14 protein-coding genes are annotated in these 13,695 nt (G+C 71.4%); 5 read left to right on the forward strand and 9 right to left on the reverse strand.

Going from position 1 to position 13,695, the window contains the following annotated elements; genetic code table 11:
- Window positions 1–45 precede the first annotated feature (45 nt).
- Window positions 46–609 (reverse strand): NADPH-dependent FMN reductase, encoded by a 564-nt coding sequence (locus IH48_RS34375; protein ID WP_078849716.1) that lies wholly within the window; start codon window positions 607–609, stop codon window positions 46–48.
- 570 nt (window positions 610–1,179) lie between these two features.
- Between IH48_RS34375 and IH48_RS0114350 the strand changes: the two genes are divergently transcribed.
- From IH48_RS0114350 to IH48_RS0114360, 3 genes are read left to right on the forward strand one after another with little or no spacing between them, the layout of a single operon-like run.
- Complete coding sequence (locus IH48_RS0114350; protein ID WP_030903559.1) at window positions 1,180–2,229, forward strand: 2-keto-3-deoxygluconate permease; 1,050 nt, start codon at window positions 1,180–1,182, stop codon at window positions 2,227–2,229.
- Complete coding sequence (gene pdxA / locus IH48_RS0114355) at window positions 2,226–4,559, forward strand: 4-hydroxythreonine-4-phosphate dehydrogenase PdxA (protein ID WP_051839757.1); 2,334 nt, start codon at window positions 2,226–2,228, stop codon at window positions 4,557–4,559. The genes IH48_RS0114350 and pdxA overlap by 4 nt, the downstream gene beginning before the upstream one ends.
- Entirely contained in the window at window positions 4,556–5,323 is a 768-nt protein-coding gene (locus IH48_RS0114360; protein ID WP_037841917.1) for a DeoR/GlpR family DNA-binding transcription regulator, read from the forward strand. Before pdxA ends, IH48_RS0114360 begins: the two co-directional genes overlap by 4 nt.
- Before the next feature lie 209 nt (window positions 5,324–5,532).
- Here the strand turns inward: IH48_RS0114360 and IH48_RS0114365 are convergent, their stop codons facing one another.
- Together IH48_RS0114365 and IH48_RS0114370 are read right to left on the reverse strand one after the other, a co-directional pair.
- A complete protein-coding gene (locus IH48_RS0114365; protein ID WP_030903563.1) occupies window positions 5,533–5,739 on the reverse strand; it encodes a DUF397 domain-containing protein in 207 nt (68 codons plus the stop codon).
- Window positions 5,736–6,584, reverse strand: coding sequence for a helix-turn-helix domain-containing protein (locus IH48_RS0114370; RefSeq protein WP_030903565.1), 849 nt, complete (start codon window positions 6,582–6,584; stop codon window positions 5,736–5,738). The genes IH48_RS0114365 and IH48_RS0114370 overlap by 4 nt, the downstream gene beginning before the upstream one ends.
- A gap of 185 nt (window positions 6,585–6,769) precedes the next feature.
- Between IH48_RS0114370 and IH48_RS0114375 the strand changes: the two genes are divergently transcribed.
- Complete coding sequence (locus tag IH48_RS0114375) at window positions 6,770–7,225, forward strand: ATP-binding protein (RefSeq protein ID WP_030903566.1); 456 nt, start codon at window positions 6,770–6,772, stop codon at window positions 7,223–7,225.
- 11 nt (window positions 7,226–7,236) lie between these two features.
- Here the strand turns inward: IH48_RS0114375 and IH48_RS0114380 are convergent, their stop codons facing one another.
- The 4 genes from IH48_RS0114380 to IH48_RS0114395 all read right to left on the reverse strand — a co-directional run bounded on the left by IH48_RS0114380 (window position 7,237) and on the right by IH48_RS0114395 (window position 11,007).
- On the reverse strand, window positions 7,237–7,833 hold the full coding sequence (locus IH48_RS0114380) for an endonuclease V (RefSeq protein WP_051839759.1): 597 nt from the start codon (window positions 7,831–7,833) through the stop codon (window positions 7,237–7,239).
- Between the two features lie 94 nt (window positions 7,834–7,927).
- Window positions 7,928–9,424, reverse strand: a complete 1,497-nt coding sequence (locus IH48_RS0114385; protein WP_234434249.1) for a DHA2 family efflux MFS transporter permease subunit — start codon at window positions 9,422–9,424, stop codon at window positions 7,928–7,930.
- Between the two features lie 151 nt (window positions 9,425–9,575).
- Entirely contained in the window at window positions 9,576–9,770 is a 195-nt protein-coding gene (locus IH48_RS0114390) for a ferredoxin (protein ID WP_030903572.1), read from the reverse strand.
- Window positions 9,771–9,780: 10 nt separating this feature from the next.
- Complete coding sequence (locus tag IH48_RS0114395) at window positions 9,781–11,007, reverse strand: cytochrome P450 (RefSeq protein ID WP_030903573.1); 1,227 nt, start codon at window positions 11,005–11,007, stop codon at window positions 9,781–9,783.
- Window positions 11,008–11,157: 150 nt separating this feature from the next.
- Between IH48_RS0114395 and IH48_RS0114400 the strand changes: the two genes are divergently transcribed.
- On the forward strand, window positions 11,158–11,904 hold the full coding sequence (locus tag IH48_RS0114400; protein WP_078849718.1) for a TetR/AcrR family transcriptional regulator: 747 nt from the start codon (window positions 11,158–11,160) through the stop codon (window positions 11,902–11,904).
- 64 nt (window positions 11,905–11,968) lie between these two features.
- Here the strand turns inward: IH48_RS0114400 and IH48_RS0114405 are convergent, their stop codons facing one another.
- Window positions 11,969–12,385 carry a hypothetical protein gene (locus tag IH48_RS0114405; RefSeq protein WP_030903575.1) on the reverse strand — a complete coding sequence of 139 codons (417 nt, stop codon included), beginning with the start codon at window positions 12,383–12,385 and terminating at the stop codon, window positions 11,969–11,971.
- Between the two features lie 189 nt (window positions 12,386–12,574).
- The gene (locus IH48_RS37020) at window positions 12,575–13,681 is read right to left on the reverse strand and encodes an acyltransferase family protein (protein WP_037842103.1); all 1,107 of its coding nucleotides are present in this window, start codon (window positions 13,679–13,681) and stop codon (window positions 12,575–12,577) included.
- Window positions 13,682–13,695 lie beyond the last annotated feature (14 nt).

Raw genomic sequence — 13,695 nt, forward strand, 5'->3', positions numbered from 1 at the left:
GGGAGCCGGGGTCGGCGTGCGGCCGGGCGGGCGGCGTCGCCCGGCTCAGGCCGACCCGGCGAGCGGCCGGGACGACGCCAGCGAGTCGAGCAGTGCGCGGACACGGCCGGCCAGCACGGAGTCGAAGCGGGTCGGCTGCGGATCCCACAGCCAGTCCGCGCACGGCACGGCCAGCGGGTCGCCCACCGGCTCGGCCCCGCAGCGCATCAGGATGCCCCGGAGCCGCTCCTGGGCCGTGCGTCCGCCTTCGGGGCCGGGCGAGGCGCTGAGCGTGACCACCGGTTTTCCGGTGAGCGGGCTGTCACCCCACGGGCGGGAGAGCCAGTCGAGGGCGTTCTGCAGGACGCCGGACGGCGCGCCGTTGTACTCGGGCGTCGCGATGGCCAGGCCGTCGCACTCCCCCACCGTCCTCTTGGCCCGCACCACCTCGGCCGGGGTGTCCACGACCTCTTTGTCACCGTCATAAAAGGGCAGGCGGCGAATATCGAGGAAGCTCGCCCGGAAATGCCCGGGGCTACTGTCGGCAACGCCTTCCGCGAGGGAAAGCAGACGCCGATTCAATGACTCACGGCGAATACTTCCGCACATCAGTAGAAGCCGGTACGACATCGCCCCTCCACGCTTTCACGAGGTGTTCCGCGCTGACATCAACAACGGTGTCAGAAGCCTCAGCGCGCTGTCCATGGGCACAGGGAGTCACCTGGGAAGATCAACGTTCAATAAAGGAAAAATCCCAGGTCGGAGCGGCACTCATCCGCAGTAACTCACCATTTCGTGGTAACCGGACCGCAGGTATCCTCGGCACAACCGACCGACCAAAACGTTTTTTCATGACCATGAAGGTGACAGCCCGTCACGCCCGTTTTTCCTGCTGCAATTGCACGGAGCAAAACGCGCCCCGATGCGCGCGTCGGACCCATTGCGCGAGTTGCCACGGAAAGGAACAGGCGATCCCCGCACGACCCCCGCACGGCCCCGGCACGGCCCCGGCGCGAGGGAGGCGGCCGATCGTGCGGGCCATCACGCCTGCCGACCGATGCGCACTTCGCGCATCTTGCGCGAAGTGCGCACGACGCCTACTCTCCACTCTCATCGACGGAACGCGCCGTTCCCCTTCCCTTGGGAGACGCGTGCCGCATCGCCGACACTCGCATGGGGTCGATAGAAGGCAGGGCCGCAATGTCCATACCGATCAAGGCAAGCCTGGAGCGCGTACCAGGCGGGATGATGCTCGTCCCGCTGCTGGTGGGCGCCGTGATCAACACCGTCCACTCCGGGACCGGAGACTTCTTCGGCTCGTTCACCGGCGCGCTGTTCTCGGGTGCGCTCACGATCCTCGCGGTGTTCTACGTCTGCATGGGCGCCACGATCGAGCTGCGCACCACCCCGTACATCCTGAAGAAGGGCGGGGCGCTGCTGATCGTCAAGGCCGGCATCGCGGTCGTGATCGGCATCGTCGTGGGCCACTTCCTGGGCGAGGCGCCGGTCAACGGCGGCATCTTCGCGGGCATCTCGACCCTGGCGATCGTGGCCGCGCTCAACGACACCAACGGCGGCCTGTACATGGCGCTGATGGGCCAGTTCGGCAAGCCCAAGGACACGGCCGCGTACTCGCTGATGAGTCTGGAGTCCGGGCCGTTCCTCACCATGGTCACGTTGGGCGTCGCAGGCCTCTCCGCCTTCCCGTGGCAGACCCTGCTCGGTGCGATCCTGCCGCTCGTCGTCGGCATGATCCTGGGCAACCTCGACCCCGACATGCGCCGCTTCCTCGGCGCCGCCGTGCCGGTCTGCATCCCCTTCTTCGGCTTCGCGCTCGGCTCCGGCATCGACCTCGGCACCGTATGGACCGCCGGCCTGCTCGGCCTCGGCCTCGGCCTGTTCGTCCTGATCGTCAGTGGCAGCACACTCTTCGCGACGGACAAGCTGCTCGGCGGGAACGGCCTGCCCGGCCTCGCGGCCGCCAGTACCGCCGGCAACGCGGCCGCAGTGCCCGCGATCGTCGCCGCCGCGAACCCCGTGTACAAGGCGGCCGCGGACAAGGCCACGGTGCTGGTGGCCGCGTCCGTGGTGGTGACCTCGCTGCTCACCCCCGTCATCACCGCCATGTACCACCGCCGGTTGAAGCGGGCCGACCCGGAGGCGTTCGCCGGCGATGTGCCCGCCAGTACGTCGGAGCCGACGCCCCCGCCCGCCGGCACGGCCGCAACGGACGGAACGGCACACCAGTGAGCCGCGCGAAGCCGCACGACACCGGCTCCCCCTCCCCCTCCCTGCTCGTCATCGCGGACGACCTGTCGGGCGCTGCCGACAGCGCGGTGGCACTCGCCACGAGCGCCGACACGGTCGTGGCGCTGTACGCGGAGGCCCAGTGGCCGCGGGCGACCGTGGTGGCCGTCGACACCGACTCCCGGTACGCCTGCGCCGAGGACGCTGCTGACCGGGCCGCGGCCTGCGTCCGCCGGTCGGGAACAGGGACCCGGATCTACAAGAAGATCGACTCCACGCTGCGGGGCAACATCGGCCCCGAGGTCAGCGGCTGCCTGGCGGCCCTCGGCGAGCGCGAGGGCAGACGCCACGTCGCCGTCGTCTCCCCGGCCTTTCCGGCCACAGGACGCACGGTCTCCGACGGCCGGGTCCACGTCGACGGCGAGCCCGTCGAAGCACGGCACCCCGGCCGCCGGCCCCTGGTCGCGCAGCTGGAGGCCGCCGGTCTGACCGTGGTCCTGCTGAGCCTGGAGGAACTGCGGGACGGCGACCCGGCCCGCGCCCTGGCGGCGGCAGCCGCGGCAGGTGGGGCCGACGCGGTGGTCGTCGACGCGCTCACCGACGAGGACCTCGCGCGCACGGTCCGCGCCTGCGCGGATCTGCCGGTCCTGCTGGTCGGCTCCGGCGGCCTGGCCCACCATCTGGCCCCCCTGGGCCCTCCGCGCCGGGACGCGGTCCCCGGCCCCGACACCGCGCCGGGCGGCTCCGCGCTGGCCGGGCCCGCGCTGGCCGGCCCCGCGCTGATCTGCGTCGGCAGCCGCAGCACGCAGGCCCGAGCCCAGGGCCGCATGCTCGTCGAGGAGCTGCCCGCCGTCCCGGTCGAGGTGGGGGCCACGGCGGACGGCACGGGCGGCGCGATGCGCGAACTGCGCACCGCGCTCGCGGCGGGGCACAGCGCCGTCGTCTCCCTCGACCCCCACAGGCCCGTGGAACCCGAGCGCGCTCGCGAATTCGCCGCGGCACTGGCCGAGGTCACGCGCGCGGGGCTGGACAGCGCGGGCGTCCTGATCGCCACAGGCGGCGAGACCGCGCGCACCGTACTGCTCGCGGCCGGTGTGGACACGCTCGCCGTCGAGGGCGAGGTCGAACCCGGGGTCGTGCTCATGCGTACGCCCGGCGGACTGCCCGTCGTCACCAAGGCAGGGGCGTTCGGGGACCCGGGGACGCTGCTGCGTGCCACCCGAGCACTCCGGGGCCCGGGCGGGCCGGTCGTCCCCGCCCGCCCCGCACCCTCCATGCAGGATCAGACTCCGAAGGATGACACCATGTCCGCCATGTCCAAGCCCATCATCGCGATCACCATGGGGGACGCCGCCGGCGTCGGCCCCGAGGTCGTCGTCAAGGCGCTGGCCGGCGCGGCCGCTTCGCTTCCCATGCTGCCGCTCGTCGTCGGGGACGCGAAGCGGCTGACCCGCGCGATCGAGCTGACGGGCGCGGGACTTCGCGTCCACGCGGTCGACTCCCCCGAGGCGGCCGCGTACCGGCCGGGCACCGTGGACTGCCTCGACCTGGCGAACATCCCCGAGGACCTGCCGTTCGGGCAGCTGTCGCCCGTCGCGGGCGAGGGCGCCTACCAGTACATCGAGGCGGCGACCCGGCTCGCCTCCGAGCGGCGGGTCGACGCGATCTGCACGGCGCCGCTCAACAAGGAGGCGCTGCACGCCGCCGGTCACAACTTCCCCGGCCACACCGAGTTGCTCGCCGAACTGACCGGCACCGATGAGGTGTCGATGCTGCTTTCGGCGCCGAAGCTGCGCGTCATCCACGTCACCACGCACATCGGTCTTGTCGACGCGGTCGCGAAGATCGAGCCCGGTCTTGTGGAGCGGACCGTCCGCCGCGGGTACGACACACTGGTCGCCGCCGGGGTCCCCGCTCCCCGCATCGCGGTGTGCGGCATCAACCCGCACGCCGGCGAGAACGGCCTGTTCGGCCACGGCGAGGAGGAGACCAAGATCGTCCCCGCGATCGAGAAGGCACGCGCCGAGGGCATCGACGCCCAGGGCCCGCTCCCCGCCGACACCGTGTTCTTCCGCGCGGTACGCGGCGACTTCGACCTCGTCGTCGCCATGTACCACGACCAGGGCCACGGCCCCGTGAAGGTGCTCGGCCTGGACGCGGGTGTCAACATCACCGTGGGCCTGCCCGTCATCCGCACCAGCGTGGACCACGGCACCGCGTTCGACATCGCGGGCACAGGACGCGCCGACGAGGCGTCGATGGTGGAGGCGCTGCGCCAGGCGGTGGAGCTGGCACCGCGGCGCGGCGGCGAAGGGTCGGGGCAGGCTGCGTGAGCGGGGAGGGACGGCGCCAGGAGATCCGCGGCCTGCTGCAGGTGCGGCCCCTGTCGGTGACGGAACTGGCGGAACGGTACGACGTGTCCGAGTCGACCATCCGCCGCGACCTGACCCGGCTGTCGGAGTCCGGCGAGATCGTGCGCACGTACGGCGGCGCGCTGTCGTCGGGCGGCGAGGAACAGACGCTGCTGGAGCGGGAGTCCGTCGCACGCGCCGAGAAGTCGTCCATCGCCCGGGCGGCCGAGGCCCACGTGAAGGGCTGCCGCCTGGTCCTCCTCGATGCGGGCACGACAGCGGGCTCCCTGGCATCGCGACTGGCGACGCACCACCAACTGACGGTTGCCACACCGGGGTTGACGTCCGTCGGCATCCTGGCGGGGGTGCCGGGTATCGAGCTGATCGTCCTCGGCGGTGCGGTGCGCCCGACGAGCCTGGGGATGATCGGCCCGCTGGCCGAGTCGGCCGTGGCACGGCTGACGGCGGACGCGGTCTTCCTGGGCGCGGACGGCGTGGTGGCGGGACGCGGCATCTGCGAGGCCCAGCCGGAACAGGCATCGTTGAAGCAGCTGATGGTCGAACGGTCGCGAGACGCCTACGTGCTGGTGCACGCCGAGAAGCTGGGCCGCGAGAGCTCGCACTGGTGGACAACGTTCACCCGCCCCTGGACGCTGATCACGGACGCGAGCGCGACGGAGGCACAGCTGGCGCCGTTCCGCGCGGACCCGCTGTGCACGGTGGAACTGGCGCCCGCGGCGGGCTGACGCCGCGCGGTCAGCGCCGCCGCGCGCAGTGGCGGCCCTCCGCTACGCGGCCACGCGCCCAGGCGCGGATGTCCCCCACCGCTCCAGGCGCGGTCCGGCGCCGAGGACGACCGCGTTCACGCCTGGCCGGGGGAGTGTGCTCCTCGGTGGGATGCGGCTGAATGGATTCGGCGACCCGTGCGAGCCAAGGCCACGCCGGCATCCCGGTTCTACTTGGCCGCGTGGGCTATGAACGCCGCCCACCCGTCCTTGCCGAGCCGCAGCACGGCCCCGTTGCCCGAGGACTTCGAGTCGCGCACGTACACGGCGTCGAGGCCCCCGGCCACCTCGACGCAGTCGCCCCCGCTCGTTCCGCTGTAGCTGCTCTTGTACCAGGCCAACGCGGTGGACCGAGTGGCGTAGTGGTCGGTGCTCATGGCTCCCCTGCCATCCGCTGGATGAGATGAGAGGAGTCCTCGCTGTTGAGGGCCTGCGAGCGAAGCATCCCATACCGCAGCCAGAACTCGCTGACCTCACTGCGATCGGACCTCACACTCACGACGTCTTGCGCCTCCACGTAGACGTGCTGCCTGCGGTCCGTCGACTCCACCAACACCATAGGCCCGTTGAGCCCGCTGTGCGCCCCCCGAGTGGTCGGCATCACTTGCACCTCGACGTTGCGCATCTGCGAGCACGTCAGCAAGTGCCGCAGTTGCTCGCGCATCACCGCCGAGCTGCCCACTGTTCGTCGCAGTGCGCCTTCTTCCACGATGAACACGAACACCATCGGCGGGCTCCGGCGGGCGAGCAATGCCTGGCGTGCCAGGCGCCCCGACACGCGCTGCTCGATGATCTCCTCATCCAGAGGCGGGAAATGGGCCTCAAGCAGCGTCTGCGCGTAGGCGTGGGTCTGCAACAGCCCGGGGACCAGGAGGGGGTCGTACGAGAACCTGCTCAGTGCCTCGGCCTCCAACAGGGCGAAGTCGCGGAAGAACCTCGGCAGCTTCGCGCGCTCCACCTCGTCCTGGAGCACCTCAAGGACGCCCCGCGACTCCAGCGCACGGTCAGCCGCCAGCGTGAACGCGGCCTTCGCGGGCCGCCTGCCCTGCTCGACGGAGGCGACCTGCTCCAGCGAGTACCCGATCGCCTCGCCGAGCGCCTGCTGGCTCAACCCGGCCTGCTTGCGCAGATGTTGCAGCAGCCTGCCGTAAGCCGCCCACACGCCGGGCAGCTCGGACTCGCCGTTGACGCTCGCCGTCCGGCCGTTACGCGTGTCCCGCACCCGCCCTCACGCCCTTCCCATACCCGGAAGGATTCAACGCGGCACGCCATCCGCCGGACACGGGCCCGGGCCCGTACAGGACCCGTACAAGTCCGAGCGGCCCACCTGTGGCCAACCGTACGACGCGAGTTCCGTACGAGCGTCATACCTGGTCGGCGCTGCTGTGCCGCCTCCACGATGACCACGTGACCCACCAGCCGACCTCCCCCCGATCCGTCACCGGAACCCGCCAGTTGTCGCTGTGCTTCAGCGCGACACGACGCGGCGCGCGGCTCGCGCGCCGGTTCGCCGTGCAGCAGTTCACCGAGTGGTGGGACCTGCCGTACGACGCGGAGCCTGCCCGCGCGGTCGCCCTCGTCACAGCCGAATTGTCGGCCAACGCGATCGGGCACGGCAGCCTCCCCGGCAGGGACTTCCGGCTCACACTCCTCCGCCTGACCGAACCCGCCGCTCTGAGGATCGAGGTGACGGACACGCGCCCGGAGCGCCGCCCGCGCGAACCCGTGGGCGAACCGGCGCATCTAGAGGCAACGACGGGGCGCGGGCTCCTCCTCGTCGCGGCCTACGCCGACCGCTGGGGATGCGAGGTGCGCGACGCGCACACGAAAACGGTCTGGGTGGAAGTCCCAGTACTCCCGTGAGTACCGTTGCCTCAGCGGGCGCGCCCCAGCAGTTCGCGAAGCCCATCCCGAGCTTGGCGGTCGGCCGCCCTCGCCGGCTCAGGGAGCCTGTAGCGACTGGACTCCAGCACCAGTTCAATCGCCGCGTCAAGCGAGATGCCACCGCCGACGGACACATAGACGGGCCGGACGGACTCCGCGGTTCTGACCTCGGCCCCGACGACGCCCTGGGCATCGGAGATCCTGCGTACGGCGCCGCGCTCCGGCGAAGTCAGCGGCGTCTCCCGGTGCAGTGGGTTCTTGGCGACGGCGACCACCGGGCGGCCCAGGCGGGCCGCCAGATGAACACCGAGCCCCGCCCGGTCGGGGTGCATGAGCCCGTGTCCGTCACACATCACGACGTCGCCGTCCGTCACAAGCTCCCGGACCACCGCTTCGGCGATCCCGACCTCGCGGGCCGCCAAGTGCCCGAACCGGTACGGCATCGGCGGCTTCCCCGTCAGCCGCCGGCTCTCGACCACCCGCCGGCCCGCGCGGTCCCAGGCAACGGCCGCAGCGACGGCGACCTCGCGCTCATCGCAATAGGCGGCATCGACACCGATCAGCCGCCGAACCGAGGCCGGTTTCACCTCTGGCACTTCCTCCCACCCCGTCACCGCTTGCCTCCACCACACACACTCGCCGCCCGCGCGCATCCGGTGCGCGGAGAGCCCCGGACACCGGTTACGGTACGCGGCCGCCTGCGGATAGGCCGTGCGAAGGGTGGTCCTCGGACCCCGGCGCGACAGCGGCGGCAAGGCGCTGCCCGTTGCGGGCGGCGGCCGCCTTGGCCCAGGCGCTGGTGGACATGACCCCGAGCGCGAGCGCCGCGAGGCCGCAGCTCCCGAGTACGGCCCAGGCCGCGTGGCTCGCGTTGGTGAAGCCGGCGCCGGTGCCTGCCACGATCGAGCCGGTGACGGCGACGCCGATGGAGGTGCCGAACTGGCGGGCGCCGGCGGCGAGCGCGCCCGCGACGCCGACCTGGTCGGGCGGCAGGCCCGACAGGGCGGTGTTCGTGATCGGCGGCGCGATCATGCCCGCGCCCAGGCCGAAGACGGCGTAGGCCGCCAGCAGGTGGCCACTTGCGGTGTGCGCGGTCAGGGGGACGAGGAGGAAGGCGCCTACGGCGAGCAGCGCGCCGCCCAGTGTGAGCGGCAGGCGGGCGCCCTGGGAGGCGAGGAGCCGGCCGGAGATGTTGGCGGCGACGGCTTGGCCCACGGCCAGCGGGATGATCATCAGTCCGGCGTGCAGCGGGCTGAAGTGGCGGACGTCCTGGAGGTAGAGGGTGCTGAGGAAGAGGAACCCGCCGAGGCCGGCCGCCATCACGACGGAGATCGTGTTCGCGCCGGAGAACGGCGGGCTGCGGAAGAACCGCAGGTCGATCAGCGGCTCGGAGCGCCTGGGCTCGACGATGAGCATCCCGATGAGGGCCAGGACGGCGAGGGCGATCAGCCCGGCGATCCAGGGGTTCGTCCACCCGTGGCCCGGGCCCTCGATCGTCGCGGCGATGATCGACGCGAACAGGACGACGATCAGCGCCTGTCCCGGCGGGTCGAACGCGCGGGCCCGTGCGGCCCTGGACTCGGGGACGAAGCGCTGGGTGAGCAGGATGGCGGCGATCCCGATCGGGACGTTGACCCAGAACACCGATCGCCAGCCGATGCCGCTGACCAGCAGGCCGCCGACCACCGGCCCGGCCGCGATGGTGATCCCGATCGCGGATCCCCACAGCCCGACCGCCCTCGCCCGTTCCCGGGGGTCGGTGAACACGCTGACGATGATCGACATCGCGACCGGGTTGAGCATCGAGCCGCCCACCGCTTGCAGGCCGCGGAAGGCGATCAGCCATCCGGTGCCGGGCGCCAGGGCGCAGAGGAGGGAGCTGAGGGAGAACAGTGCCAGCCCGAGCTGGAAGATCCGCTTGCGTCCGAAGCGGTCGGCCATCGAGCCGGACAGCACGAGGAGGCAGGCCATGACCAGGGAGTAGGCGTCGACCGTCCACTGGAGGCTGCCGAGCGACGCGTGCAGGTCCTTGCTGATGGACGGGAGCGCCACGTTGACGATGCTGAGGTCGATGCCGGTCACGCAGACGCTGAGACAGCAGATCACCAGCACCAGACGGCGGTTGACGGGACGTGGGGGGGCTTTCATCGTCGGCCCTGGAGTGTTCGCTGTGGTCATGGCGGGTCCTTGAACGGGTTCGAGAGGGTTGCTTGCGCCGGAGTGGCCCTTCCGGGGGCCCGGGCGGGCCGGCGGGGCCGGCCGGGCGGCCCGCGCGTACGGACGCGGCCGGGGCGAGGCATCAGCCGCGTGACGGAGGGGCCCGAGCGGCCTAGTCCGCCACGATGGACAGCGCCCGCGACGGGCACAGGCTGACGGCCGTCCGGCACCGGGCGGCCGCCTCGTCGCCCGGACGGTCCGTCAGCAGCGTCACGAAGCCGTCGTCGTCCTGGTCGAAGACGGCCGGTTCGGTCAGGACGCACTGTCCCGCCCCCACGCAGACGTCGGTGTCGGCCTTGATGCGCAACGCTGTCTCCCTACCAGGTGACCGGCAGCTCGTGAGCGCCGTATACGGAGGCGTTGACCTTGAAGGGGACGGCGTCCACGGGCTCGGCGAGCCGCAGTCCTGGGATGCGGCGGAACAGCGTGTCGAACACGATCCGCAGCTCCAGCCGGGCGAGGTTCTGGCCGAGGCACTGGTGCGGGCCGTAGCCGAAGGCGATGTGGTGGCGGGCGCCGCGCAGCACGTCCAGCTCGCCGGGGTTCTCGAACGCCGCCGGATCCCGGTTGGCAGAGAGGCCGCAGACGACGACGCCCTCGTCGGCCTTGACGGTGACACCGCCGATCTCCACGTCCTCGGTCGCGACCCGCAGGATCACCGAGTCCGCGATCGTGAGGTACCGCAGCAGTTCGTCGACGGCCAGGAGGGTCTTGTCCGGGTCGTCCTGGATCAGGGCCAGTTGGTCAGGGTGCTCAAGCAGCGCCAGCACGCCGAGGGAGATCATGTTCGCCGTCGTCTCGTGGCCGGCGAGCAGCAGCGAGTTGGCCGTGCTCACCAGGCCCTCGCGGTCGAGTGCGCCTTCCTCCCGCTGCTGGGCGATCTGCCGGCTGAAGAGGTCGTCACCGGGTTCGGCTTCCTTGCGGGTCAGCAGGTCGGCGAGGTACGTACGCAGTCCGTCGGCACCCCGCAGCCGCTCCTCGGGGGACGCGGTCCGGCGGGTCAGCGCGGCCGCGCAGCTCTGGAAGTAGTCGTGGTCGGCGTAGGGGACGCCGAGCAGTTCGCAGATCACCAGCGAAGACACCGGCAGCGACAGCGTTCGCACCAGGTCGACGGGGTGGGATTCGGCAGCCAGCATCTCGTCGATGAACCCGTCGACGATCTCCTGGATCCGTGGCCGCAGCGCGGCCAGGCGCTTCACGGTGAACTCGCCGATCACCGCCCGCCGGGCCGCGGTGTGTTCCGCGCCGTCCAGGCTGACCATGGGTGGCCGCTGGTGCCGGAAGCGTTCACGGAACCGGGGATCGCCGCCGGGGTTCGGGTAGTTGTCCCTTCGGCGGTCCGAGGAGAAGCGCCGGTCGGCCATCACGGCGCGGCTCTCGGCGTACCCGGACACCCACCAGGCCTGTTCGCCGCCGCGCAGGCGGACCCTGCTGATCGGTTCACGCTCGCGCAACCGCGCGTACGCCTCCGGCTCGGCGAACGGGCAGCCGCGGGCCACCGGGAATTCCTGGTCCGCGAGTTCGTTGGGAACCGTTTCCGTCATGAGACCACCCCGCAACCAAACTGGACGAATTTCATCCAGTTACCCTGGGAGCCTAGCTAACTGGAGGAATTCTGTCCAGATGATCCGCCGTCGACGGACCGGCCGGGGGAAAGTGGCTGGTCGTCCGCGTATGTGATAGGGCAGGAGTCGATGCCGGAGCCGACGACGGGCACGGGACGGGCGAGGACGGGAAACGTGGGGGCGCAGGACAGGCAGGAGACACCGGGGGCGCTTCGCGCCGACGCGCGGCGCAACCGGGAGCAGATCATCGAGGCCGCACGGACGCTGTTCCTCAGGATCGGCCCCGAGGTCCCGATGGACGAGGTCGCCCGGGCGGCCGGCGTGGGCGTCGGCACCCTCTACCGTCGGTTCCCCGACCGCGGCGAGCTGATCAAGGCGGTCAGCCTCGACACCTTCACCCGGCTGGCCGAACTGGCGCGGCGGGCCGAGCAGGAGGAACCGGATCCGGCGGTGGCGCTGACCGGCCTGCTGCGCACCTCTTACGAAATGCGGCTGAGCGTCATCATGACCGCCGTGTCCCCCCGCGCCCAGCGGGCCATCAAGGACTCGCCGCCGGTCGCCGAACAGCGGGCCGAGGTGCTCGCCGTGACGGGCAGGCTGCTGCGGCGGGCGCAGGACGACGGCGCCATCCGTCCCGACGTCGGCACCGGCGACGTCCTGATGCTGCTGTCGCTGCTGCTCCGGCCGGCGCCGCCACCCGCCGACGATCCGGACGGCATGGACGACATGATCTTCCGGCGACTGCTCGGCTTGATGATGGACGGCCTGCGGACCGTGCCCGGCTCGGCCCTGCCCGGCCACCCCGTCGACTTCGCCGATATCAAGGAACTGAACCGGCCCGGCGGGCTCGCCGACCCCGGCTCACCACTCCCGTAACACACCGGGGCCCCGGCCGGAGGGGGTCCGGCCGGGGCCTCGGTGTCTCAGTCGCGACCACCCGTCAGGCGGCTGCGCCGCTCTGCAGCGTTGTGGTGTGGACCGGCTGCTCCGCGGGGCGGACCTCCAGCGAGTGCACCACACGCTCCGTGGTCAGTTCGTGTGCGGTCAGGTCGCCGAGGGCGGCCGCCACGAAGGCGGCTCCGGCGGCGAACACCAGCCAGGTCAGAGCACCGCCGGTGAAGACAAGCGACGCGATGAGCGACCACAGGCCGATGGCGGCGAGTACGCCGTGACCTGCCTTGGCGGATGTCCGGCGGGCCAGGACGAGTCCGGCGACGCCCGCGAGGGCGACGGCCGTCGACACTCCGAAGCCCAGCCATTCGACGGCGGAGTTGGTGAATGTCATCGCGGAGACGGCCAGGAAGCCACCGGCGAGGACGGAGAACGTGTTGAGCGCGAAGCGAGGGCTGAGAGCCATCGGTGAAGCACCTCCTCGGCACCGCTTTCCTGCGATGCCTCTCTAAAACCAAGGAAGTGGGTCGTCACCAGTCGCAGTGTGTGCGCCAGGGGCGGCTCGCTGCCTCCGATTCCCAACCGGAGGCACTTGTTGTCAACTGCCCGCCCCCTCACTTCATTCCTGATATCGCGTTTAAGTGTGTGGTGTGCGTCACATGCTCCTGGAGGTGAGTCGTGCACGCAGCCAGGGCGTCAGCGGGCGTTCCACACAGCGGTGCAGGAGCCAGGCCAGGAGCAGCATGGCCGCCACCGTCAGGGGCAGGGCCGCCGCCGCGGGGACGCCCAGGGTGCGGTGGAGGACTCCTATGACCACCCAGCCGAGGTGTTCGTGGACGAGGTAGAACGGGTACGTCAGGGCACCCGCCGTCGTCAGCCAGCGCCAGTCGGCACGGCGCGGTCGGCCCATGGCTATGGCCGCGATCGCGGCGAAGCCCAGTGCGAGGATCGCGATGATGACCGTCGTGTGGCGGTAGCCGAAGTGGCTCGCCGGGTGCCAGAGGTCGGCGACCGCGTAGTGCTGGCCGAGCAGGAAGCCCACGGCGGCGAGGCCCCAGCCGAGGGGGTCGCGGTGGTTCCTGTGCACCAGGTAGAGGCCCATCCCGCCGACGAAGAACGGCGCGTAGTGCGGCATGAGCACCTGCGCGAGCAGGGCCGAGTGCGCGGCGTCGGCCATGACCGCGCCCAGCGTCCACAGCGCGCCGAACAGGACGACGCGGCGCCGCGTGACGCCCGGCAGGATCACGCACACCGCGAACAGCGCGTAGAAGCGGATCTCCGCCCACAGCGTCCAGTCCACTCCTATGACGCGCTGCCCGCCGGCGGGCATTTGGAGCAGTGTCAGGTTGAGGAGTGTGTCGCCGGCCGAGGCCGTGCGGTAGACGACGCCCGGGAGGGCGAACACCGCTGTGATCAGCAGCACCGCCACCCAGTACGCCGGCATCAGGCGGGACGCGCGCGAGGCGAAGAAGGCGGACAGCGAGCGGCCCCAGCCGCTCATGCAGATGACGAAGCCGCTGATGACGAAGAAGATCTGCACCCCGAGCGGCCCGTACGCGAACCACTCGTGCAACGTGGGAAATTGGGTGGCGGGCGACGTGCCCCACGCCGTGGTGATCTCGCCCTCACGGCCGCCGTAGTGGTAGGCGGCCACCATCAGCGCCGCGACCAGCCGCAGTCCGTCCAGAGCACGAAGCCGGGTGCCTCCCCGCACCGGTGTGCCCCGCACACCGCTCGCGGCGGCGGGCGCGGCGCCGGGCAGCGTGGCCGTCGCGC

The organism is Streptomyces sp. NRRL F-5126, assembly GCF_000721265.1.
Classification (GTDB): domain Bacteria; phylum Actinomycetota; class Actinomycetes; order Streptomycetales; family Streptomycetaceae; genus Streptomyces.